This window comes from Bacillus sp. FJAT-45037 (assembly GCF_002797325.1).
Taxonomy (GTDB): Bacteria; Bacillota; Bacilli; order Bacillales; family Bacillaceae_D; genus Alkalihalophilus.
Window position 1 is genome coordinate 958473 of the sequence record NZ_KZ454938.1, and the last position, 21277, is coordinate 979749.

General features: G+C 39.3%; 23 protein-coding genes. 9 read left to right on the plus strand and 14 right to left on the minus strand.

Annotation, left to right across the window (positions count from 1 at the left end):
- Positions 1–58: 58 nt before the first annotated feature.
- The gene (locus tag CDZ88_RS04885; RefSeq protein WP_100372467.1) at positions 59–793 is read right to left on the minus strand and encodes an esterase family protein; all 735 of its coding nucleotides are present in this window, start codon (positions 791–793) and stop codon (positions 59–61) included.
- Between the two features lie 156 nt (positions 794–949).
- Between CDZ88_RS04885 and CDZ88_RS04890 the strand changes: the two genes are divergently transcribed.
- Entirely contained in the window at positions 950–1501 is a 552-nt protein-coding gene (locus CDZ88_RS04890) for a phosphatidylglycerophosphatase A family protein (protein ID WP_100372468.1), read from the plus strand.
- Between the two features lie 116 nt (positions 1502–1617).
- The gene (locus CDZ88_RS04895; protein WP_100374599.1) at positions 1618–1797 is read left to right on the plus strand and encodes a hypothetical protein; all 180 of its coding nucleotides are present in this window, start codon (positions 1618–1620) and stop codon (positions 1795–1797) included.
- Between the two features lie 44 nt (positions 1798–1841).
- Here CDZ88_RS04895 and fumC read toward each other — a convergent pair whose 3' ends face one another.
- The gene (gene fumC / locus CDZ88_RS04900) at positions 1842–3218 is read right to left on the minus strand and encodes a class II fumarate hydratase (protein ID WP_100372469.1); all 1377 of its coding nucleotides are present in this window, start codon (positions 3216–3218) and stop codon (positions 1842–1844) included.
- A 400-nt stretch (positions 3219–3618) separates the two neighbouring features.
- Between fumC and CDZ88_RS04905 the strand changes: the two genes are divergently transcribed.
- From CDZ88_RS04905 to CDZ88_RS04920, 4 genes are all read left to right on the plus strand, one after another.
- Complete coding sequence (locus tag CDZ88_RS04905; protein ID WP_100372470.1) at positions 3619–4836, plus strand: NupC/NupG family nucleoside CNT transporter; 1218 nt, start codon at positions 3619–3621, stop codon at positions 4834–4836.
- Between the two features lie 178 nt (positions 4837–5014).
- Positions 5015–5410, plus strand: coding sequence for a GntR family transcriptional regulator (locus CDZ88_RS04910; protein WP_100372471.1), 396 nt, complete (start codon positions 5015–5017; stop codon positions 5408–5410).
- Positions 5400–6275: an ABC transporter ATP-binding protein gene (locus CDZ88_RS04915; protein ID WP_100372472.1), complete on the plus strand. Its 876-nt coding sequence runs from the start codon at positions 5400–5402 to the stop codon at positions 6273–6275. The genes CDZ88_RS04910 and CDZ88_RS04915 overlap by 11 nt, the downstream gene beginning before the upstream one ends.
- On the plus strand, positions 6265–7308 hold the full coding sequence (locus tag CDZ88_RS04920; protein WP_100372473.1) for an ABC transporter permease subunit: 1044 nt from the start codon (positions 6265–6267) through the stop codon (positions 7306–7308). Before CDZ88_RS04915 ends, CDZ88_RS04920 begins: the two co-directional genes overlap by 11 nt.
- A 46-nt stretch (positions 7309–7354) precedes the next feature.
- Here CDZ88_RS04920 and msrB read toward each other — a convergent pair whose 3' ends face one another.
- Positions 7355–7789, minus strand: coding sequence for a peptide-methionine (R)-S-oxide reductase MsrB (msrB, locus tag CDZ88_RS04925; protein WP_100372474.1), 435 nt, complete (start codon positions 7787–7789; stop codon positions 7355–7357).
- 1 nt (position 7790) lies between these two features.
- Complete coding sequence (gene msrA, locus CDZ88_RS04930; protein ID WP_100372475.1) at positions 7791–8324, minus strand: peptide-methionine (S)-S-oxide reductase MsrA; 534 nt, start codon at positions 8322–8324, stop codon at positions 7791–7793.
- A gap of 247 nt (positions 8325–8571) precedes the next feature.
- Here msrA and CDZ88_RS04935 point away from each other — a divergent pair, with 247 nt between their 5' ends.
- Positions 8572–9867 carry an NCS2 family permease gene (locus tag CDZ88_RS04935; RefSeq protein ID WP_100372476.1) on the plus strand — a complete coding sequence of 432 codons (1296 nt, stop codon included), beginning with the start codon at positions 8572–8574 and terminating at the stop codon, positions 9865–9867.
- Positions 9868–9917: 50 nt separating this feature from the next.
- Here CDZ88_RS04935 and CDZ88_RS04940 read toward each other — a convergent pair whose 3' ends face one another.
- The 7 genes from CDZ88_RS04940 to CDZ88_RS04970 all read right to left on the minus strand — a co-directional run bounded on the left by CDZ88_RS04940 (position 9918) and on the right by CDZ88_RS04970 (position 15070).
- Positions 9918–10991, minus strand: coding sequence for a Ger(x)C family spore germination protein (locus CDZ88_RS04940; protein WP_100372477.1), 1074 nt, complete (start codon positions 10989–10991; stop codon positions 9918–9920).
- Entirely contained in the window at positions 10988–12088 is a 1101-nt protein-coding gene (locus CDZ88_RS04945; RefSeq protein ID WP_100372478.1) for a GerAB/ArcD/ProY family transporter, read from the minus strand. Before CDZ88_RS04945 ends, CDZ88_RS04940 begins: the two co-directional genes overlap by 4 nt.
- A gap of 32 nt (positions 12089–12120) precedes the next feature.
- Positions 12121–13635, minus strand: coding sequence for a spore germination protein (locus tag CDZ88_RS04950; protein ID WP_100372479.1), 1515 nt, complete (start codon positions 13633–13635; stop codon positions 12121–12123).
- 40 nt (positions 13636–13675) lie between these two features.
- Positions 13676–14155, minus strand: a complete 480-nt coding sequence (locus tag CDZ88_RS04955) for a hypothetical protein (protein WP_100372480.1) — start codon at positions 14153–14155, stop codon at positions 13676–13678.
- Positions 14156–14438: 283 nt separating this feature from the next.
- Positions 14439–14618: a YvrJ family protein gene (locus CDZ88_RS04960; protein WP_100372481.1), complete on the minus strand. Its 180-nt coding sequence runs from the start codon at positions 14616–14618 to the stop codon at positions 14439–14441.
- Positions 14619–14620: 2 nt separating this feature from the next.
- A complete protein-coding gene (locus tag CDZ88_RS04965) occupies positions 14621–14845 on the minus strand; it encodes a DUF2922 domain-containing protein (RefSeq protein ID WP_100372482.1) in 225 nt (74 codons plus the stop codon).
- A gap of 21 nt (positions 14846–14866) precedes the next feature.
- Entirely contained in the window at positions 14867–15070 is a 204-nt protein-coding gene (locus CDZ88_RS04970; protein ID WP_157796480.1) for a DUF1659 domain-containing protein, read from the minus strand.
- Between the two features lie 222 nt (positions 15071–15292).
- On the opposite strand from CDZ88_RS04970, the gene CDZ88_RS04975 reads away from it, so the two are divergent.
- Both CDZ88_RS04975 and CDZ88_RS04980 read left to right on the plus strand, forming a co-directional pair.
- A complete protein-coding gene (locus tag CDZ88_RS04975) occupies positions 15293–17020 on the plus strand; it encodes a BCCT family transporter (protein WP_100374600.1) in 1728 nt (575 codons plus the stop codon).
- A 248-nt stretch (positions 17021–17268) separates the two neighbouring features.
- A complete protein-coding gene (locus CDZ88_RS04980; protein ID WP_157796481.1) occupies positions 17269–18036 on the plus strand; it encodes a FixH family protein in 768 nt (255 codons plus the stop codon).
- A 33-nt stretch (positions 18037–18069) separates the two neighbouring features.
- On the opposite strand, the gene CDZ88_RS04985 is transcribed toward CDZ88_RS04980, so the two are convergent.
- The 3 genes from CDZ88_RS04985 to CDZ88_RS04995 are packed head-to-tail and all read right to left on the minus strand — an operon-like array spanning position 18070 to position 21115.
- Entirely contained in the window at positions 18070–19476 is a 1407-nt protein-coding gene (locus CDZ88_RS04985; RefSeq protein WP_100372485.1) for a sensor histidine kinase, read from the minus strand.
- A complete protein-coding gene (locus CDZ88_RS04990; protein WP_100372486.1) occupies positions 19473–20153 on the minus strand; it encodes a response regulator transcription factor in 681 nt (226 codons plus the stop codon). The genes CDZ88_RS04985 and CDZ88_RS04990 overlap by 4 nt, the downstream gene beginning before the upstream one ends.
- Positions 20153–21115, minus strand: a complete 963-nt coding sequence (locus CDZ88_RS04995; RefSeq protein ID WP_100372487.1) for a YncE family protein — start codon at positions 21113–21115, stop codon at positions 20153–20155. Before CDZ88_RS04995 ends, CDZ88_RS04990 begins: the two co-directional genes overlap by 1 nt.
- Positions 21116–21277: the final 162 nt, after the last annotated feature.

Sequence of the window (21277 nt, forward strand, 5' to 3'; positions counted from 1 at the left end):
ATCTTTTTTATTTATCTTACTGATTAATGGCAACAATGTCTAATTGTAATTTCCTTACTTATATAAATGGTACTAAAGTTGTCAGCGCTCTTGGGATATCTTTTTGCCAGTGCGTCCATGTATGATCACCGTTAAATTCGTGATAATGATAAGGGAAACGAGCCTCTGTCATAAGTTTGTTGAGGTCACGATTCGGTGTGAGAAAGTCTAGCTTCTTGCCATCCGTCGTTTTGACCGTCGTCTCCTCAGTTCCGATGACGTGGTAGATGTGAAGAGACTCAGGTTGTTTACATTGACGAACAGCATCGAGCACCGTGTCGTTTACAAATGGAGAATGCATCATGACTTGTCCGAATAGATTTGGATAGTCAAGAGCCGCCATAAGTGAAATCGTCGCAGCCAGTGAATCACCTGCTAGTGTGCGGCTCGTAGCCAGTTGGTGCGTGGGAAACTTATCATCTAAATAAGGGACAAGTTCATGAGCGAGAAACCGTTTGTAGGCTTCAGCTTTCTCACCGTTCGGATGATACCGCTTACGTCGTTCGTCTACTGAAGGATAAGGAACACCGACAATAATCACCTCACGGATCTCGGATTCTTCAATGAGATCCTCCACCTGCCTAGGAATACGTCCTAATTGAAAATAATCGTTCCCATCCTGACAAATCAATAAGTCATATGATTTTAATGGAGTGAAATTAGGTGGCGTGTAAAATAAAAGCTTTTGTTCTGTTTCTAAATAGTCACTTTGAAATACTTCTTCAGATAATGTTCCTTCATAACGTTTGGCCATGTATAAACAATCCTTTCAATTTACCTATTGGATGCCTTTATTCTACCATAATTATCAGAGAAAAATCTCAATGGACGTTGTAGATGAGGTGTTGATTTTCTATTTAAACGACTTTTCTGTAAACTGTGATAAAATAAAGACTAAGGAGGGATCAGCATGAAAATACCAGTTCATTGTGAAGTAGTTGAACAAGCAGCGAGAGAGAAATTAATAGAAAGAGGCGTGTTGATTGAGGATATCGCAAGCATCGTGTACGAGCTTCAATTACCATACAATCCAGAGTTGAGGATAGAAGAGTGCTATGAGGGTGTGGATGCTGTTTTATGCAAGCGAGAAATTCAACATGCTGTTCTTGTTGGGATAGAATTGGATGTATTAGCCGAGCGTAAGCAACTGTCTGAACCACTTCAGTCACTGATTGATTCAGATGAAGGTTTGTTTGGCGTTGATGAAACGATCGCATTAGGCTCTGTTTTTGGGTTTGGAAGCATTGCTGTAACGACGTTTGGTTTCCTTGATAAACAAAAAGTTGGGATTATTAAAGATTTAGATCATAGAAAGTCAGAAGTACATACGTTTTTAGATGATCTTGTTGCTAGTATTGCTGCGAGTGCGGCGGCAAGACTTGCTCATCGTTTGCGTGACATACAAGAAAATCGCCGGATAGAGGATATTAAAAAGCGTGAAGATGAAGAACTTATTGGTTAGAGATAAAGCGCCTACGCATGGATAATATGTGTAGGTGTTTTTGATCTGGAAATTGAGCTTATTTTCAATATAAACTATAATAGAAGAAATCCCACGAAAGAAGGTATGCTTTAGTGATGAATACGTTGCCGAAGTGGATTTATTATAAACAAACATTTCGCACTAAATTTCAAGCTGGTTGCATTAAAGCGAAGCTTGAGGATAATTGGGAGAATGGATATGAAATCGGCCCACTTGTCGAGGTACGAAAATTAAAAACAGATAGATACATTGTCCGTTATACGTATGATGAATGATGAAGAAAGAGCTGGCGCCTTGATGCACTAGCTCTTTTTATTATCTATATGGAGCGTTTCTTAATCATGTTCTCAGGCCGAACGAGTAGATCAAATTGATCAGCAGGTATAAACCCTGTCTTAATGGCCGCTTCTTTTAATGTTAGGTTTTCTTCAAAGGCTAACTTGGCAATTTTAGCCGCTTTTTCGTAACCGATATGAGGATTGAGTGCTGTCACAAGCATCAGAGATTGCTGCAAATGTTCTGTAATTTTCTTTTCATTGATCGTCAAACCAATTAAACAGCGATCATGAAAACTGGCTAAACCATCTGATAAGAGGCGGATCGATTGCAATACATTGTAGATGATAACAGGTTTAAACACATTTAATTGCAAGTGCCCTTGACTTGCAGCAAAGCCAACCGTCGTATCATTGCCCATCACTTGGGCACATACCATCGTTAAAGCTTCGGCTTGTGTGGGGTTAACTTTACCAGGCATGATCGAACTACCGGGTTCGTTGATTGGGAGTTGATATTCCCCAATACCAGAGCGTGGTCCTGAAGCAAGAAAGCGAATATCGTTGGCGATTTTAAAGACATTAGCCGCGAGTCCCTTTAACTGGCCGTGTAAGCCAACAAGAGCATCATGACTGGTTAAGCCGTGAAAAAAGTTTTCAGAGGAGTGAAAGGAAGTATTTAATTGTTGCTCAAGCTGTGAAGCTACGTCCTTACCAAATCCATCAGGTGCATTTAACCCGGTGCCAACAGCGGTTCCTCCAATAGTAAGAATTCGCACATGGTTTAAACTTTCTATAATGAATTTTTTACTCGTTAATAGCATGTGCCGCCAAGCACTTATTTCATCTGCAACAGTTAGCGGCGTTGCATCTTGAAGGTGCGTTCGACCGATTTTTACAACATCGCGAAATTCAGATTCCTTCTGCTCACATGTCGTAATGATTCGGTCTAGAACATCGATTAATCGGGATTCAACAGCAATCACGGCTGCGAGATGCATCGCAGTAGGGAAGGTATCGTTTGAACTTTGAGAACAGTTCACATCGTCATTTGGGTGAATCGGTTCACTTATGTACTCATTTGCTGATGTTGCGACAACTTCATTTACATTCATATTTGTCTGAGTACCGCTACCTGTTTGCCATACGACGAGTGGAAAATGTTCAGTCAAGTCGCTTTTTAACAATTCTTCAATCGCCTGGACGATGACGTTAGCCTTTTTCTCTGTTAATTGACCTTGCTGTTTGTTCACAATAGCACATGCTTTCTTTAATTGTAAAAAAGAAAAGATGACTTCTTGTGGCATGACTTCTGTACCTATGGGAAAATTTTCTAGGCTTCTTTGCGTTTGTGCTCCCCAAAGCTTTGAATGATCAATAAACATCTTACCAAGTGTGTCAGATTCCACTCTTTTATCCATCCTAACTCCTCCTTTTTTCTATTAATGATGCACATATATCAACACATTTTAGGCGTAGATAAAATTATAAATATAAAATAAGTTTTCCTTCAAATTTTTATTTACTTTTTTTTTTGGAATTGCTATAGTAATAAAGAAGTTCTGACGTCTGACAACTCGACAAAGTTCTTTATAATTCGACATATTTTTCATTAATCATGCTACTGTGCGTTTAGATAGTAAGCGTTTGCAATGTGTTACTGCATGAATGATTTATACATATCATTCATCTTAGTGAAGCATGCTATACACGTGGATAAGTAGATTAATGTGAAGGTTATTATTTATCGGTATAACAAGTAAGGCTCTAGTGAGTCAGGTAGGGTACTCGCTAAAATATGAAAAAAGGGGAGCAATAGGGATGAATTTTTTGTGGGGAATTGTTGGGATTATTACGGTTTTTGCAATCGCATTCTTACTTTCATCAAACCGTAAAGCAATCAAACCAAGAACGATCTTAGGTGGTCTAGCCATTCAGATTGGCTTTGCCGTTCTTGTTTTAAAAACGACCATTGGACAGCAAGCATTGCAAGGATTAACAGAAGGAGTATCTTGGATTATTTCGGCTGCAAATGAAGGAATCGACTTTGTATTCGGTGGATTCTTCGGTGATTCAGGAATCGAGTTCGTTTTTGCGATTAATGTATTATCTGTCGTTATTTTCTTCTCGGCTCTAATTTCTGTACTTTATTATATCGGAGTCATGCAATTTGTCATTAAATTTATTGGTGGCGGATTAGCGAAGCTTCTTGGTACATCGAAAACAGAATCGATGTCGGCTGCTGCTAACATCTTCGTTGGACAAACAGAAGCACCATTAATTGTTAAGCCTTACTTAAATAAGATGACAAACTCTGAATTGTTTGCGGTTATGACAGGGGGACTTGCATCTGTAGCTGGATCTGTATTAATTGGTTACGCTCTACTTGGTGTACCACTTGAGTACTTACTAGCAGCCAGTTTCATGGCCGCTCCAGCAGGTTTAATCATGGCGAAAATGATTGTTCCTGAAACAGAACGTAACACAAACGAGGTCGATGATTTTGTACTAGCTAAAGACGAAGAGACAGTAAATATAATTGATGCAGCAGCAAAAGGTGCGAGTACTGGTTTGACACTTGCGCTAAATATCGCTGCTATGTTAATTGCATTCGTTGCCCTAATTGCTTTGATCAATGGATTGTTATCGATCTTAGGTGGTTTTGCTGGTTTTGAGCAATTATCACTAGAATTAATTCTAGGGTTTTTATTTGCCCCACTTGCCTTCTTAATTGGTGTACCTTGGGACGAAGCTGTTATGGCTGGTAGCTTCATTGGCCAAAAACTTGTTGTGAATGAGTTTGTTGCTTACTTATCATTTGCCCCTGAAATTGAAAACTTAAGTGAAAAAGCAGTTGTCGTAATCAGCTTTGCATTATGTGGTTTCGCCAACCTGTCCTCACTAGGTATTCTTTTAGGCGGTCTTGGTAAACTTGCACCAGAACGTCGTGGAGATATTGCACGTCTTGGTATACGTGCTGTAGCAGCAGGTATGCTTGCCTCATTACTAAGTGCAGCGATTGCTGGTATGTTAATCTAATAGACAATACAAAACTGTGTTTGTGCCGAATTGGCATGAATGCAGTTTTTTTGTCATGAAAAGAACTGGAAATTAGTTCAAAAGAAATCATTGACAATCGAAATGGTGAAATCGTATACTAATTGTGTTATGTGTATTACGTAAAGTAGTACACCATAAACACCAAGGTGGTGAACCGATGTATATATCAATCAATCCGAAAAGTAAAACACCGCTGTATGAACAAATCGTGCAGCAAGTAAAAGAACTTGTCGCAAAAGATTTAATGGAAGAGGGGGAGCAGTTGCCTTCTGTAAGGGAGTTGGCTGCGCAAATTGTGATGAATCCAAATACAGTAAGCAAAGCGTACAAAGAATTGGAACGTCAGGGTGTGATTGTCACACTGCGTGGAAAAGGAACATTTGTCGCTGAACAAGCGGAGCGTCATATTGACCCAAGACAAAGAATCAAGGTGAAAGAACAACTTCAGCAATTAGTCATTGAAGCCAATTATGCAGGAGTAACGAAAACAGAAATCTCAGAGTGGCTAGAGGCTGAATTTAAAGCTTTGGAGGGAAGTAGCGATGCGAATTAAAAGTGTCTCAAAATTAATTAAGCAAAAATCAGTTCTTGAAAATATCGACTTTACGATTGAACGAGGAAAAATAACAGGCATTATCGGACGAAATGGGGCTGGGAAAACCACACTTTTGAAATTAATGGTTGGTATCCTAAAACCAGATCAGGGAGATGTGTTAGTTAATCAAGCAAGTATTTATGCGCATCCTGAAGTAAAGCAACATGTAGTATTTGTACCAGACTCACCAGAAGCGCTAAAAACGTATTCCATTAAAGAAATTTGCCAGCTCTATAAAGATATCTTTCCGAATTTTGATGAAGATCTTTTTTATGAGTTACTTGACCGCTTTACTTTACCGAACAAAGGCAAGGTTGGATCATTCTCAAAAGGTATGAAAGCTCTTTTTGCGTTAGTGTTGGCATTTTCGACAAAAGCGCAGTACATCTTACTCGATGAACCGACAGATGGACTAGATGTCATTGCTAAAAAGCGCATCTTACAGTTTATCGTTGAAGCGGTGGCTGATTATCAAGTAGGCGTTGTGATTTCCTCGCACCGACTAGATGAGTTAGAGTATCTTGCTGATTCGATTATTATGCTTGAGAATGGAGGCTTATCTAAAACCTACTCCATCGATTCGATTAAGGAATCCTATCTAAAGGTTCAAGCCGTATTCCCTGCTGGGTTACCAGAATCAGTGAAGGAATTTAGTCATGTGTTAGAACATACAGGAAAAGTTTTTATCTTAATCATTGAAAACAGTAAAGAAGAAGGTCTCATGCAATTAAAGCAAGCGAATCCGCTATTTATGGAAGAGCTTCCAATGACTCTAGAAGATCTATTCGTTGCAAAACTTGGAGGTGATCAGTTTGTCGGTTAAAGGATTACTACGTAAAGAATGGAAGCAAGCCAGAGGATTTATTTATTTGATCACGTTAATGTTATTCTTTCATTTTCCATTCCGCTCGATGATAGCCATTGAGAACTGGAGAGAAGATATAAAAGCAGGGCATTATGATGAGGAATGGTTTCCTCAGCAAATGAGCTATGCTGTACCGAATGAACTTGGCAGCAGTCTTTTTACGATGATTATTATCCTTCTACTAGTCTTAATGGCTACGATGTTAATCGGATCGGAAAGAAGTACGAGAAAGCTTGATTTTACGTTTTCACTCCCGTATAAACGTCGTACGATCTTCTTTATGAAATGGTTAATGGGTATCGTTCCTGTAGTTGTTATGTTTACGATTACCTTTTTTATGTCTTATTTCATCATCTTAAACTCAGAATTTAGTATGTACTTAAATCAATTCAATGTATTTGAAGCATTTGCTTTTCAATTAATTGGCTTTATCGCAACATATAGTTTTGCTCTATTTATTGGGACCATTACAGGAGAAATGATCTCACAGCTTACCTTAACCTTTATCTTTACTATTTTCCCTGTAGGTTTTCTCGCATTGTTACAAGTATTTGTTGATGTGAACTTTGGAAATGTATATAGTAGAATTCTAGAATGGACAGAGGAGTTAGGGCGTTTGATGTGGCCTGCTTACTCATTTTATACACCGGGCTATAATATGTTTCAATTGCAGAGTATTGATTTGCTTTTCCCATTGTTTGCTACGTTCATCTTTCTATTTATGGGGCAGTGGTTATATGAGAGAAACAAAAGTGAATATAATGGAGAGTTTCTGATCTTCAAACAACTTGAACCTATCTTCAAAGTGGGCATTATTGTGTGCTTCGCTCTACTTGGAGGAATGATCGGAACAGGGCTTGCTCCGTGGGGATTAAGAGAATCAGTGATATATATCTTATTTTATTGGATAGGGTTCTTAGTCTTTGGATATTTAAGCTTCTTATTTACGAGAAAGCTATTCTCTATGAATGTGAAGATTAAAGGAAGATAAATAAAGGAGGTTGGACCTTTTCTTTAAGGTCCAACCTTTTTAAAAGTTACGCTTGAAATAGTTTTAAATACAGTCCGTAGCCTTCTTTTTCAAGATCTTCCTTTGGAATGAATCGAAGAGCGGCGGAGTTAATACAGTAGCGCAATCCGTTTGGTCCTGGACCGTCATTAAAAACATGACCAAGGTGTGAATCGGCTTCTTTACTTCGGACTTCTGTTCGAACCATGAAGTGGCTGTGATCTTCTTTTTCAATGACCTCTTTGTCTTCAATCGGCTTAGTGAAGCTTGGCCATCCACAACCTGCATCATATTTATCAAGCGAACTAAATAACGGTTTACCGGAAATAAGATCAACGTAGATCCCGTCATCCTCTACATTATAATACTCATTTCGAAACGGTTGCTCGGTTCCGTTATTTTGTGTGACCTCATACTGAACCGGTGTAAGCTTTTTCTTTAATTCTTCTTTGTTTGAACTCATCTTATTTCTCCTCCCAATGCTTCTCGATAAATGCGGCTCGTCCTGATCCTTTGCGATACATCATATAATGAAGAGGGTTCTTTTTGTAGTAGTCTTGATGATACTCCTCAGCAGGGTAAAAGGTTGTAGCAGGAAGAATATCAACAGCAATTGGCTTCGTGAAGCGGCCGCTTTCATCTAATTCTGTTTTTGATTGCAACGCGATTTCTTTTTGTTCCTCATCATGAAAGAAAATCGCTGGACGATAAGAGTCTCCGCGATCATGGAATTGACCACCGGCATCCGTCGGGTCAACTTGTTGCCAAAAGACTTCGACAAGCTGTTTATAGCTAAATTTTGTAGGCTCAAATGTGATCTGTACAGCTTCGTAATGACCGGTTGTTTCTGAACAGACTTCTTTGTAGGTAGGGTTCTCTGTGTGTCCGCCTGTATAACCAGAGACGACGGCTTCGATTCCCTCATACGTATCAAAAGGCTTGACCATGCACCAAAAACAGCCTCCAGCAAAGGTTGCCTTCTTAAAGGATTCACTCATGTCACAACTCTCCTTTACACCATTTAGTGTCAGTATATCATGATAGACATCGAACTGACTTAAGATACGCTTTAGTGTGCTCTTAAACAAAAAAAGCCATTTAAATTTTTGGATAAATCATTCCGTTTATTTGTACATTTTAGTTCTTCTCCTTTTCTTACAACCGTGCTAAGATAGTATCTTGGCGCGGTTTTTTGACTGATGCTGGGTGGGAGAGGGATTCAACGAAAAGAGTTGAATGTTATAAATGAAAGGGGTATTTGAACGGTTTGATTTAGACGGTCATCAGACGACCGTCAAACGAGAAATGACAGCGGGGCTTGTGTCCTTTTTGACGATTGTGTATATCGTCGCTGTCAATGGTGTCATCTTAGCTGACGCAGGAATTCCACTTGAAGCTGCGATTGTGGCGACGATTGTTACGTCACTTGTCGGTTGTGTCATGATGGGATTATGGAGCAATGCACCAATTATCTTGGTGCCAGGTATGGGAGTAAATGCTTTATTTACGTACACGTTCGTCCATGCACTCGGTCTTACGTGGCAGGAAGCGCTAGCTGCTGTCTTTATTTCAGGAATCATTTTTACGGTGATTGCCTTTACGAAGTTGGCCCCCATACTAAGTGCAGCGATTCCACATTCGTTAAAAGACGCGATTACGGTTGGAATTGGGTTATTTTTAACGTTTATAGGCTTGCAAAAGGGAGGGCTTATCCAAGCGAATGAGGAGACGTTTATTAGCGTTGCTCATTTAGGTTCGCCACTTCCGCTTGCAACGATCCTTACGTTACTGATCGCTGTTGTTTTATTCGTCCGTGGAGTGCCTGGTAATTTTTTGATTACGATGGTTGCTGGGACGCTGATTGCTTATTTGATCGGTGTGAGACCGACTCAAAGCACAACAGAGGCCTTTTCACTTGCTAGCTACGGATCTTTATTTGGCGAACTTTCATTTGGAGGACTTGCTACGTTAGCCTTTTGGATTGCTGTCTTTTCGATGACAATGGTTCTTGTCTTTGAAAATATCGGCTTAATTCATGGGCACTTACAAATGACAGGGCATCCTGAAAAAGCGCCGAGGGCTCTTCGCTCGAATGCGGTATCTGCTCTATCATCAGGTTTATTCGGCACGAGTCCGACTGTTGCGACAGTAGAGACCGCTGCAGGAATTTCAGCAGGTGGAAGAACCGGGTTAACAGCCGTTGTGACTGGGTTATTATTTGGAGTTACCTTGTTTATGATTCCATTAATTACAGCTGTCCCTGATAGTGCGATTGCACCGATTTTACTTGTGGTTGGCGGATTGATGGTCCAGAATATTAAATCAATTCCGTTTCATGATTTTTCAGAGGGGTTTCCAGCCTTTTTAGTGCTTGCCCTCATACCTTTAACATATAGCATTGCAGAAGGTATGGCTTTTGGCTTTATTGCTTACCCGATTTTAAAAATAGCGATCGGAAAAGCAAAAGAAGTTCCAATGCCGCTTTATTTCATTGCCAGCTTGTTTTTGGTTCACATGATTCTCCATACCATTGGAGGATGATGAAGAAGCTAGTCCTGTCCTTGCAGGAGCTAGCTTCTTTTTTGTTCGCATTATTGACGCACGCCAGTTTCGGTTATTTCGACCTTAACTTCAACATTAATCTGCGCATTCGGGTAATAATCTTCCCACTCCGCTAGCTTGAATTGATAATTTTTTCCTCGAACACGACTACCTATACCAATAGGATCAATATTTCTTTCTTGAAATAATTTAATCAATCGATCTGAATCGGTTTGAATTTGCCGGGTTAAAGTTCCCTTAATTTCTTCTAATTTTGGAGGGTCAATAATTTGACCAGAGTATTCATTTATCTTCCCTTTGAATTCGACAAACACATCAATCTTTGGTGTGTTTGTTCCATGTTCAATCTTGTACTTAGTTTTCGAGTGAATGTTTCGAAGCACGGCAAATTCATTTTGGCCACCGAGCTCAACTTCATATGTCCCATTTGATGTGGGTTCGAGTAAAATTTTCATAATGAACGTATCCGTTAGGTCAATACGATCGACGTAACGATCCTCTTTAAATAAGGCAACTCCATCCACTTTAACATGATTTTTCTCTTGTCTAATATAGGGCAGGAAAGGGTCACGTCCTTCTTCATAAAAATATTTCAAAAATAAATGGAAGTTAGTAGATGGCATGTTTTGAAGTTCTATGTTTTGTTCAATGAGTTTTTCAAGATACGTTGCGACCTCCATCTCGAGAGGATAGGTCGAATTTAACAACTCTTTTGATGATCCTTGAGTTATAACGATATAATTCCTCATCCCGATCGTCGGTTCACGCGAGAACGTATCGAGAACGGACATGAGGCCTGTTTTTTGAGCAACTTCTTCATTAAATAAAATCGTTGTAATCTTTCCACTGTGGAGAGGTTTAGAGGCTTGTGCATTTAAAGCAAGTCTGGCATCTTTACTTGTTTTAGAAACAGCTGAAATAGTTTCACTCTCGATTATATCCCCTAGATTATAGACTGGTACATTCACGGTAGCCTCAATTCGCTCTTCATCAAAATAATCATAACCAACCGCATGAACAAGTTGAATTTCATCTAAGATAGATGTTTGTAAACAGCCAGTTAGCAGACATAGGATACATAGTAAAGAAATCATGACTTTCATTTTTTTAGCCTCCTAATAATAGTTAAAATCAATAGGAGTATCGGAAGGTAAAAATAAACAATATAAGTCCCGGCTTTTGAAACATAAGTATTTAATAAATCAATATGTTCTCGTGTTTGAAAATTTATACTCAAGATAAAAGCTATCAGACAGATGATTGGGATACTTTTTTTATGGGTTATATTCATTTGGCGCTTAAGCACGCGGCTTGCTGCCCAAAGACCTAATGTGATATTAGGCAAGATGACAAACATCCAAGTAGCAATTCCAAGATATTCAAACCGCTCAATAAAGGGGAGCTCAAATACTTTCCACGCACTTAATGTTGGCCAAATGGTTGTAGCTAATTGCTTTTCGCTATAAAATACAAAAGAAATGATCGTAATAAATAAATAAAGAAAAACAGTAAATAGAATCCCGAACTGTGCAAATTTCTGTGATTTACGAGGTTCCTGAATAAATGGATAATATATTAATAAAAGTTCTGGGCCAAGGAAACTGAGAGTCATCGCCTTTGTAGCTTCTATTTGAACTTTTAATGATGTATCAAAGAGCGGCAATAAATTTCTAGGTGTAGCAAATTCAAGTGGTGCTAACGCTGTAAGAAATAGAAAAAAAGGAACAACGACTCCTAAAAAACAAACACCGGCAACAACACGAAATCCATGTACTAGAGCATAATAAACAATAAGAATGATACTAATCGATATCGTCCATGTTTGTAAATCTGGAAAAATCCAAACTTGGACGATCTCAATGTAAGTGCGTAAGACGGTAACAGCCAACAACGTAACATAAATAAGAAAGATAAATGTAAGAAATCCCCCGATCCATTTCCCGAATGCTCGTTTATGAATGGAGATCAGGTCTTTTTCTTGATCATTTAATAGTTGATAGATCACCCAAACGACCATGTGAAAAAGGACACCTGTTAATAGCACAGACATCCAAGCTCTATAACCTGCAATCTCTGAGATATAACGAGTGAAGCCAAGAATGCCGACGCCTACCTGCATGGAATGGACGAGATAGAAAACAACAAAGGGCGGGACCATCAGTGCTGCCTGTGGTTTCTTAGGTACAGTATTAGTGGTCATATAGCCCTTCTCCTTTCAATAAACTGATGAAATTAGATTCCTTCGTCGATGTCCTTCTTCTCTTTGGCTTTTCGTTTACTAAACCTTGTATCATTTTTCGTTTGGAGGTGAATGGGACGTTTCGATTGCATACTAATTGGAAGTCTGAAAAAAGCATCTTTAAAATCAGCTAACCTCGTCGGATACAACGGGGCAAGATAAGGTCGGCCAAGAGATGTGATTGTCAAGAGATGGACAAGCATAAAGTTAAATAAAATAGCGAGCCCAACTAATCCCAATAATTGGGCGGTAAGCATAAAAGGAAATCGGATTAAACGAATCGTATTACCCATTCGATAGACAGGTGTCGTAAACGATCCGAGTGCTGCGAGTGCCACAATAATTAATAAGACATTACTTGTTAAGCCCGCTTCTACCGCCGCTGTTCCGATCACGATCCCGCCAACGATACCAATGGTTTGGCCGATCTTTGTAGGAAGTCTAGCACCAGCTTCACGTAATAATTCGATCGTTAGCTCTAAAAATACAGCTTCAATTATAGGAGGAAACGGAATTGCACTTCTTGAGACGATTAACGTAGCTAGAAGAGCCTGTGGAATGATTTCTGCATGATAAGTTAGCACCGCCACATATAAAGGAGTAGCAAAGATAGAAAACCACACGGCAAACAATCGTATTAGGCGAAAAGCGGTTGCGATATGCCAAGCTAAAAAATAATCCTCAAAAGCAGAGAAGAATTCAACTAAGGTTGTTGGTCCTGAAAACGCTTGTGGAGAGCCGTCTGCTAGGACAATCACCTTTCCTTCTGCTAATAGAGCAGCGACTCGGTCAGGGCGTTCCGTGTCAATGAACTGAGGGAAAGGACTATAGGTCTTGTCTTCAATCATTTGATTAATATAGGAACTATCATTGATTTGATCAAATTGAATATTAGAAACACGTTCAATCATTGTGTTGACATTTTCATCATTGGCTATGGAATCAATATATAGAACACAAACCCTTGTCCTTGAAAGAGAACCAATTCTAAATTCTTCTATCTTAAGTTCGGGTATTGGAATACGTTTGCGGATTAAATTTATGTTTGTATCGATGCCTTCTACAAAGGATTCTTTTGGTCCGATAACACTGAACTCAACTTCAGGAGTCGTGATTGGACGATCGTCATCCTTATTTATGTCAATCAAAAGACATAAGACATTCGATTCTTCTAATTGAACACACACATGTCCAAGCATTAGTGCATTAGCCAATTCGCTCGCATCCGTTGTTATTTTTGAACTACTTAAGGGAATAAATGTGCGTAAGTCTTCAGGACTGTGAAACTGATGGGTTTGGATTTTTTCAATGATGTCATCATGCAATCTGTTTTTATCGATAAGGGTACTGAAGTAAGAGACCCAAATATTCTTATAAGGTGTTGTCACTTGTACATGTTCAAAATCACTTGATCGCATGCAATTTTCAAGAGCTTGTTCGATTGTCTGAGGAGTTTGTTCTGGTTGATTTGAGATGGTCAATCTTTTTTTTGTTGTAAACCAAGACATATAAAACCTCCTTCGCATCAAGTGATAATTTTGAAGTGTGTTAACCTGCCTTTACACGGTCTTTACTCACATGTAAAATAAGCAAACGAATGAGTAAACCGATGCTAAAGCCAAGTAATAGAAATATAATTGGCGACCAAATGACACCAACAAGGTGCCCGTTTAAACGAAAGCTACCTGAATAAATCACACCGATTGTCCCACTATAAGCAGCAATCGCAAACGGTACGGAGGAATACTTCACACTTATACCACCAGCATCACGATAGGCATCATACATAGAAAACAAGTACAAGCAAGGATAGAACATAATCCATTGGTAATTGACGGTTGCGTTTGCCTCTTGTCCATTTCCATAGAAGCTAGGAATAATAGCTGTATTTAATAAGGCTTGCACATTGATAAGTAGTTCTAAGATGACAAAAAATATACCTTTCACGTACTTCTTATTTAAAAATTGCCCAAATCCAGGAAAAGCAATGCTCCAAAGAATTGCCTCTACTCTCTTCTCCCTACTCATGTAAGTTCATCGCTACTTTCAATAAGTTGTGCGTGTACGTGAAGGAAAAGATGTTGCCTCAGAAGGTATGTATGGCTATACTTTGAAATACTTGGTCCTAGACATGACAACGTTTGGAGCGATCTCGTTGTTTTCATATCCAATCCTCCATCCTGACTTCATGTAAATCGTTCTAATGATAGTTTGTCTAAATCTGGCTGCTCTATCCTCTTTTTTTTACATTTTCATACAGAATAAGAGCATATAAAAAGGAAGTCTCCAATTTTATGGAGACTTCCTTTTTTTAATGGATTTTTTTCTGATAAAAGGACAGATCATGGTTGGCTTTAGGATTTCCTAAATGCCCTACAGCTTCTATGACGAGGTCGAGCTTACGTTCTAGACGATAAAGTAAGTACAACGTCACCATCACGGGAAAGCCATATTCACTTAGAATCGGTAGCCAAATCTCAATTCCAGTCATTGTTAAGGGGTAGGAAGTTCGATCGTTTCAACCGTTCTTTCGACGATTCGTGCGCCCCGAATGCTAACATAATCGCCACCGGATGATGTAAAAACATTTTCTTCAATTATTTTGTTCATCGCTTCTTGAATTTTAACAGGATCGACAGGCTCAATTGGATCCTCAAAGGGAATAGATACTTGACGTCCTTCTTCATTTTCAAATAATAATTCTAATACTCTTGCCATCTGGTTCACTCCTTATTTTGATTAGATTAATGTGTAATTATTAATACGTACGACTTGAAGTAAGTTGTGCTTTTGCAGTGAAGTTAGTGTGAGGGCCACTGTTTCTAATGCTGCGTCTGTTGCACTACCTTTGATGTTAGAGAAGCGTTTGTCGCGAGTGATTTCTTCTCCATACATATCGAGCCCAACAATGAATTGCATTGTTAATCTTGATTGTTGTGTCATGTGATCACCTCCTTTCATGCTGTACATAGCCTTTTGTTGAAAGATATGGTGAGATGAATTTGAGGGAAGAAAGAACTTTTATGTGCAAATATGAAATTAGAGGTTTCATCCCTTCGCACAATTGGGTAAACTAATGGGTATAGTTTTGGATATGGAGGAAGATTGAGGCTATTATTTAACGTTTATTTTAAAATTAGATGAGAAGGGATGCGTACAACATTCATGAATGAGCAAATGAATCAAACGAATAAACCAGGGAGTGTTTTAATTATCTCTGCTGTGTTGGTTGCCCTCTTCGTACTATGGGGAGCGATTTCACCAAGTACTCTTCAGTCTGCCGCTGATACTGGACTTGGATGGATGATTGAAAACTTTGGTTGGTTTTATATGTTATCGACAGCATTTTTTGTGGTATTTGTTATCGCAATTGCAATCAGTCCATTTGGAAACATGCGACTAGGCAAACCTGATGAGAGACCGCAATACACTTGGTACTCTTGGATTGGAATGCTATTTGCTGCAGGAATTGGCGTAGGGTTTGTGTTTTGGGGTGTAGCTGAGCCTGTACTTTATTATATGGATACGCCAATGGGGTACACGCCTGAAACAGAAGCAGCGGCGGCTGCGGGATTACGTTATGCCGTTTATCATTGGGCCTTGCATCCGTGGGCAATTTTTTCGGTTGTTGGTCTAACGTTAGCGTATGTGCAATTTAGAAAAGATCGTCCAGCATTAATTAGTTCTGCATTTTATCCTCTATTAGGGGACCGGGTGAATGGTTGGGCTGGTCGTTCGATTGATATTTTAGCGGTTATTGCAACATGTACAGGGGTGGCCACTACATTTGGATTAAGTGCCTTGCAGATTACTGGGGGCTTATCTTATATAAGTGCGATTCCGAATAATGTCTGGACTCAAATTACCATCATCGCTATTGTCACTGTGCTATTTATGTTTTCAGCAGGGAAAGGCGTAGACAAAGGAATTAAGAAACTGAGTAATATTAACCTTGCTGTAGCAGGTCTTTTATTGATCTTTGTCATTATTGTCGGACCTACACTATTTATTTTAGAAAACTTCGTAACCACACTCGGTGGCTACATCACAAATGTCGCATCGATGAGTTTAACGATGACACCATTCTCTGAGAGTACGTGGCTAGGAACGAATACAATTTTCTTCTGGGCTTGGCATATTGCGTGGGCTCCGTTTATGGGATTATTTATTGCTAGAATTTCAAGAGGTCGTACGATTCGTGAGTTTATGGCAGGTGTTCTCGTCGTTCCGTCATTGCTTGCTGTCTTATGGTTTACCACATTTGGTGGTACAGCGTTACATCTTGAAATTGCAGGACAAGCTCCAATTGCTGAGCTTGTAATGGAAAATGTGGAACTGGCGTTATTTGCGACATTAGGGGAATTACCTCTAAGTGCCATCACGAACATTTTAGCTGTGATCTTAATTTTGATTTTCTTTATCACATCAGCAGACTCGGCTTCTTATGTGTTAGGTGCGATGACTTCACATGGTAGTTTAAATCCTAAGCTGTCGGTCAAATTATTATGGGGATTCCTCATTGCCGGAACAGCGAGTGTGCTATTAATTAGTGGGGACGGAGGACTAGGTGCTCTGCAAACCGCCTCAATTATTGCCGCCTTACCATTTGCTATTATTATGATTGTGATGATCATTTCGGTGCTTGCTATGCTCGGGAAGGATTATCAGATCGAACACAAGAAGACACGAAAAAAACGTGTCAAAGAGTTAAAAGAAGAATTCAAAGAAGAATTTAAAGAAGAGATAATGGAAGATGTTAAGGGAGAAGTGTATGACGAACTCCGAGAAGAAGTGAAAGTGGAAGTAATGGAAGAAATGAAAGAAGAAATGTACGAGGAGATCAAAGAAGATCTATACGAAGAACTCGATATTGAACCAGATAAGAAGAAGTAACGAGAAGCCCAAGACATCACACTATACGGGAATGTGCTTCATCTATTTTTCTACAAAGAAGAATAGATGAATGTCGTGTGAAAGAGATTTGGGAAAAGTATTGGAGCGGTCTCGGTCTATAGTCTAGTTAGAGATTCTTGTTCAAGTATTGTTCACATATTAGCGGAGCTAAAGACTATTGCTTCACAGTCTTCTCACATTTGGATGGTAAACTGACCTTAATGAAACTAAATGAGGTGATGAACAATATGAAAAAAATAGTAATGACTGCATTTATAGCGGCATTCATGTTAGCTGCATGCGGAGGAGAAGACTCAGATCAAGCAGGAATGACCGATGATTTAACTCCAATCGAAGTTGAATTAAATGTGCCAACACAAGCAGAAGCCCGAGAAGACGTATTATTTGAAAGTATTGTCACTCAAGGTGATGACCTTGTCGAAGATGCACAAGAAGTCGTGTATGAAGTGTGGGCTGAAGGACAAAAAGAGTCAAGTGAAATGATTGAAGCAACGGATCAAGAAGAGAATCGATATTTATTAACACATGTGTTTACAGAAGAGGGAACGTACCATGTTCAGACACATGTGACAGCGAGAGGTCTTCACCGGATGCCTACGTCAGAGATTGTGATTGGTTCAGGTGAACATGCAGAAGATCAAGCAGACGAAGAAGCTAGTGAAGAAAAGGAAGAGCACGCACATGATCATAGTGCTTCGCACGATCATCATCATAATCATGCAGATGTCGATGTAGAAGCAGATATAAAGGATGATATTCTATCATTTACGATCATGCTTCAAGGAGAGCCTCTTGATAACGGTAGAATTACCATTGAAATGTGGCAAGGAGAAGAAAAGCCCCATCTCTGGCTGGATACATCTGAAGTAAGCAATGGAGTGTACGAGTTGAATGAGATTGATGAGTATACAGGTTCTTATGATGCGATCGTTCATATTGAACGTGATGAAGATGACCTACACGAGCATTTCACTGTAGAGCTTGAATTTAAATAAAAAAACAGGATCGGCTGTATAAAACAGTCGATCCTATTTTTTATGGTGAATCGGTATGATTAAAGTGACGGTTGTTCCATTACCTAAAACGCTGTCATAGTTCATGTGGCCGAAGTGTTTGTGGATAATTGCTTTTGAAATCGCAATGCCAAGGCCACTCCCACCATCTTTTCTTGTTCGGGCAAAATCAGTCCGATAAAAGCGTTCTCCGATCTGTTGGAGAGCTTCTTTAGACATGCCACTTCCACTATCAGAAATCGTAATTTGCACCTCGTGTTGATTCGTTGTCTTCATAGTAACCGAGATCACGTCTTGCTCTTGGCAATGACGGAGACTATTTTGCAAAAGGTTATGCAGGACTTGCTGTATTCGATTGGAGTCAAGGTAAGCAATAACGGAATCATCTTTTTCTACGTGAAGAGTAATGTTTCTTTTTCTTGCTTCTGGTCGATACGAAGCAATGGTTTCTTCAATCAAAGCAGCAAGAGCTGTAGGTTGTATGCTTAGGGGATAGGTATCTTCTTGTAAGCGAGCTAAGTCTAATAACTCGGCTACTAGAGAACCCAAGCGGCTAGATTCATGATGAATAATTTTGACATACTCTTTTTGATCTTCTTTTAATTCATCGTCCTCCATCAATACTTCACTATAACCTTTCAAATAACTGAGAGGAGTTCGCAGTTCATGAGAGACATTTGATAAAAATTGTTGTTTCTTCTGTTCTTCTAGTTGTAAGGACTGTGCCATTTCATTAAAGGACCGTGCGAGCTTGCCTAATTCATCCTCGGAATAAATGGGGACATTCGTTGTTAAATCCCCCTCAGCGATTTTTTGTGTGGCTTCCTGCATACCAGTAATTGGCTTTGTTAAGTAGTGCGTAAGTTTAACTCCGACCAAATACAACACGACAAAAAGAGTTAAAACAAGTAAAACGAGAATGGGCGTAGCTGGCAAAAAGACCTCTTGGATAGAGGAAACAGGAACATAGACGTACAATATACCGTCTAAAACCCGATCTTCAATTAATGGAACAATCACAGCTAGTACATTACGATCGATTCGAGGCTCATAACCGAGCTTCACTAATCGTTCTCCATTTAATAATTCCCTTCGTTCGGCCTCACTAATAAAAGATTGGTAATCGATCTCAAAAGGTAGACAAGCACTTAATTCTCGCGGATTTTCGATAGCATATATTTTCGTATCAGAAACATCATTATGCGCTTCAACCTTTTCAACGAAAACGTCTGTTAACGGGCCTGGTTCGTGAAGGAGAGCGAGTTCGTTACCGAATGAAAGTAAGCGTTCTTCCTCTGAACTTAAATAGACCTCTTGATAAATATAAGAGAATAATAAAACAGCAATCAAAATCGAACCATAGGTAAAGGCTAGTAAAAATGCCCAAACTTTTTTATGAAAAGGCCATGATCGCCAATTCATGTTTCGTCCACCATTTTATAACCGATTCCCCATACCGTTTGGATTAGTGAATCATAAGGTTTTAATTTCATACGGATGGTTTTGATATGGGTATCAACTGTTCGTTCGGTCCCGTCGTAATCAAATCCCCAAATCGACGTAAGCAAATGTTCTCTAGAGAACGCTTGCCCGCGATGTTCGATTAAAAAGAGAACGAGATCGAATTCTTTCACCGTTAAATGAATCGGAGTTTGATGAAGGTGAGCTTGTCTTGATTGCGGATCAATGACTAGACCGTGATGAGAGAACCGCTTTTTACTAAGTGATAGTGTTGATTTTGTTCGTCTTAGAACAGCTTCAATCCGGGCGAGAAGCTCACCCTTACTAAATGGTTTTATTAAGTAATCATCGCCACCTAACTTTAATCCCTTTATCCGATCAACTTCATCGGACCGGGCCGTTAGGAAAATTACAGGTAAGTCAGATGTTTTTCGTAACTGATCTATAAATTCAAAGCCATCCATCACGGGCATCATCACATCCACAATCGCGAGGTCTAGTTGATATTGAGGTAGGAGGGAAAGTGCTTCGGCCCCGTTGTTTGCGACGAGTACTTGATAATTTTCTTTTGTTAGATGGATGCTCAACAGGAGTTGCATCGTTTGTTCATCTTCAACAACGAGAATGGTGGTGGTCATTATTGAACAATCTCCTCTCTAACTGTTAAATGAATGGGACCTTCTCCGACCGAAATGGTGTTTATTGATTGTAACGATTCGATATCTAGTACTTCGACTGAGTTACTGTCATATCCAGCGATAAAAAGCGCATGCTCTGTCGCTACCATACTGAAAGGGTTGGCGACCGTATTAGTAGTCTGTAAAATCTCTTTTGTAGTGGAATCAATTAGTCTTAATTCATTTGATCCATGACTCAAAACTAAGATCGAATCTTTATGTTGCAAAAAGGCAATCGGCATAGTTGGAGCAAAGATTTGGTCGATCAGCTTCGCTTCATGTAAATCAATAAGATGAATGTCATTTAATATGTCTCTGCCTCTCCCATGTCCACCAAGCCATCCTTGATCATCAACAATGATAAAGTCTGAAGCTCGATCAATACTTGGTAACGTCGCAACCACACTCCCATTGCCAGGTTCGATGACAGAAATCGTTGTATCTTCGTAGTTTAAGACATATAGCAAGTCCTCATGGAGGTACAGATGTTGTGGCGAGTCACCTACCGTCATTTCCCAGATGAGCTCACCTGAGTACGTAAGAGCGATCATTTGATTAGAACTACGTTGTGTCACTATGAGCAGGTCTTTATACAAAACAGCATCATCTACTCCGCTAGTCAATGTCCATGTATTTACCGTATCCCCAGTTGATAATTGATACACCGATAAAGTAGGATGTGTTGAGCTATAGGTGAGCAAATGGTCAGGATCAAGCAACAAAGTCCCTGTTACCGAAGATTCTAACTCCCATGTCTCAAGTACATCATGTGTTTCACTATGAATAAAGCTAATGCTTGAATTAAAAGAATTAGCGACGATGATCAAAGGCTCTGTCTCATCTATACTAAGGAGAGAAGAGGTCTGGCAGGCAGTTAATAGACTTAAAATGATTAAAGTAACAATTAGTTGAATGAATCTCATCAAAAGCCTCCTAAAAAATTTAAAGAAATGAATAAATCTCTCTTATTATAAACGATACATGTGAAGAAACGATGAAAAGCAAGTCAAGTCCTTAATCCTGTGTAAATTAGGATTCAATGTTTCAGCTATTGCTGATGATCATGGTTTAGGTTTGTTTTTATT

Excerpts from the sequence above, each read along its gene's own strand:
- CDZ88_RS04885 (WP_100372467.1), bottom strand. The coding sequence starts at position 793 with ATGGCCAAACGTTATGAAGGAACATTATCTGAAGAAGTATTTCAAAGT.
- CDZ88_RS04890 (WP_100372468.1), top strand. The coding sequence starts at position 950 with ATGAAAATACCAGTTCATTGTGAAGTAGTTGAACAAGCAGCGAGAGAG.
- CDZ88_RS04895 (WP_100374599.1), top strand. The coding sequence starts at position 1,618 with ATGAATACGTTGCCGAAGTGGATTTATTATAAACAAACATTTCGCACT.
- fumC (WP_100372469.1), bottom strand. The coding sequence starts at position 3,218 with ATGGATAAAAGAGTGGAATCTGACACACTTGGTAAGATGTTTATTGAT.
- CDZ88_RS04905 (WP_100372470.1), top strand. The coding sequence starts at position 3,619 with ATGAATTTTTTGTGGGGAATTGTTGGGATTATTACGGTTTTTGCAATC.
- CDZ88_RS04910 (WP_100372471.1), top strand. The coding sequence starts at position 5,015 with ATGTATATATCAATCAATCCGAAAAGTAAAACACCGCTGTATGAACAA.
- CDZ88_RS04915 (WP_100372472.1), top strand. The coding sequence starts at position 5,400 with ATGCGAATTAAAAGTGTCTCAAAATTAATTAAGCAAAAATCAGTTCTT.
- msrB (WP_100372474.1), bottom strand. The coding sequence starts at position 7,789 with ATGAGTTCAAACAAAGAAGAATTAAAGAAAAAGCTTACACCGGTTCAG.
- msrA (WP_100372475.1), bottom strand. The coding sequence starts at position 8,324 with ATGAGTGAATCCTTTAAGAAGGCAACCTTTGCTGGAGGCTGTTTTTGG.
- CDZ88_RS04935 (WP_100372476.1), top strand. The coding sequence starts at position 8,572 with ATGAAAGGGGTATTTGAACGGTTTGATTTAGACGGTCATCAGACGACC.
- CDZ88_RS04940 (WP_100372477.1), bottom strand. The coding sequence starts at position 10,991 with ATGAAAGTCATGATTTCTTTACTATGTATCCTATGTCTGCTAACTGGC.
- CDZ88_RS04945 (WP_100372478.1), bottom strand. The coding sequence starts at position 12,088 with ATGACCACTAATACTGTACCTAAGAAACCACAGGCAGCACTGATGGTC.
- CDZ88_RS04950 (WP_100372479.1), bottom strand. The coding sequence starts at position 13,635 with ATGTCTTGGTTTACAACAAAAAAAAGATTGACCATCTCAAATCAACCA.
- CDZ88_RS04955 (WP_100372480.1), bottom strand. The coding sequence starts at position 14,155 with ATGAGTAGGGAGAAGAGAGTAGAGGCAATTCTTTGGAGCATTGCTTTT.
- CDZ88_RS04960 (WP_100372481.1), bottom strand. The coding sequence starts at position 14,618 with ATGACTGGAATTGAGATTTGGCTACCGATTCTAAGTGAATATGGCTTT.
- CDZ88_RS04965 (WP_100372482.1), bottom strand. The coding sequence starts at position 14,845 with ATGGCAAGAGTATTAGAATTATTATTTGAAAATGAAGAAGGACGTCAA.
- CDZ88_RS04970 (WP_157796480.1), bottom strand. The coding sequence starts at position 15,070 with ATGACACAACAATCAAGATTAACAATGCAATTCATTGTTGGGCTCGAT.
- CDZ88_RS04975 (WP_100374600.1), top strand. The coding sequence starts at position 15,293 with ATGAATGAGCAAATGAATCAAACGAATAAACCAGGGAGTGTTTTAATT.
- CDZ88_RS04980 (WP_157796481.1), top strand. The coding sequence starts at position 17,269 with ATGAAAAAAATAGTAATGACTGCATTTATAGCGGCATTCATGTTAGCT.
- CDZ88_RS04985 (WP_100372485.1), bottom strand. The coding sequence starts at position 19,476 with ATGAATTGGCGATCATGGCCTTTTCATAAAAAAGTTTGGGCATTTTTA.
- CDZ88_RS04990 (WP_100372486.1), bottom strand. The coding sequence starts at position 20,153 with ATGACCACCACCATTCTCGTTGTTGAAGATGAACAAACGATGCAACTC.
- CDZ88_RS04995 (WP_100372487.1), bottom strand. The coding sequence starts at position 21,115 with ATGAGATTCATTCAACTAATTGTTACTTTAATCATTTTAAGTCTATTA.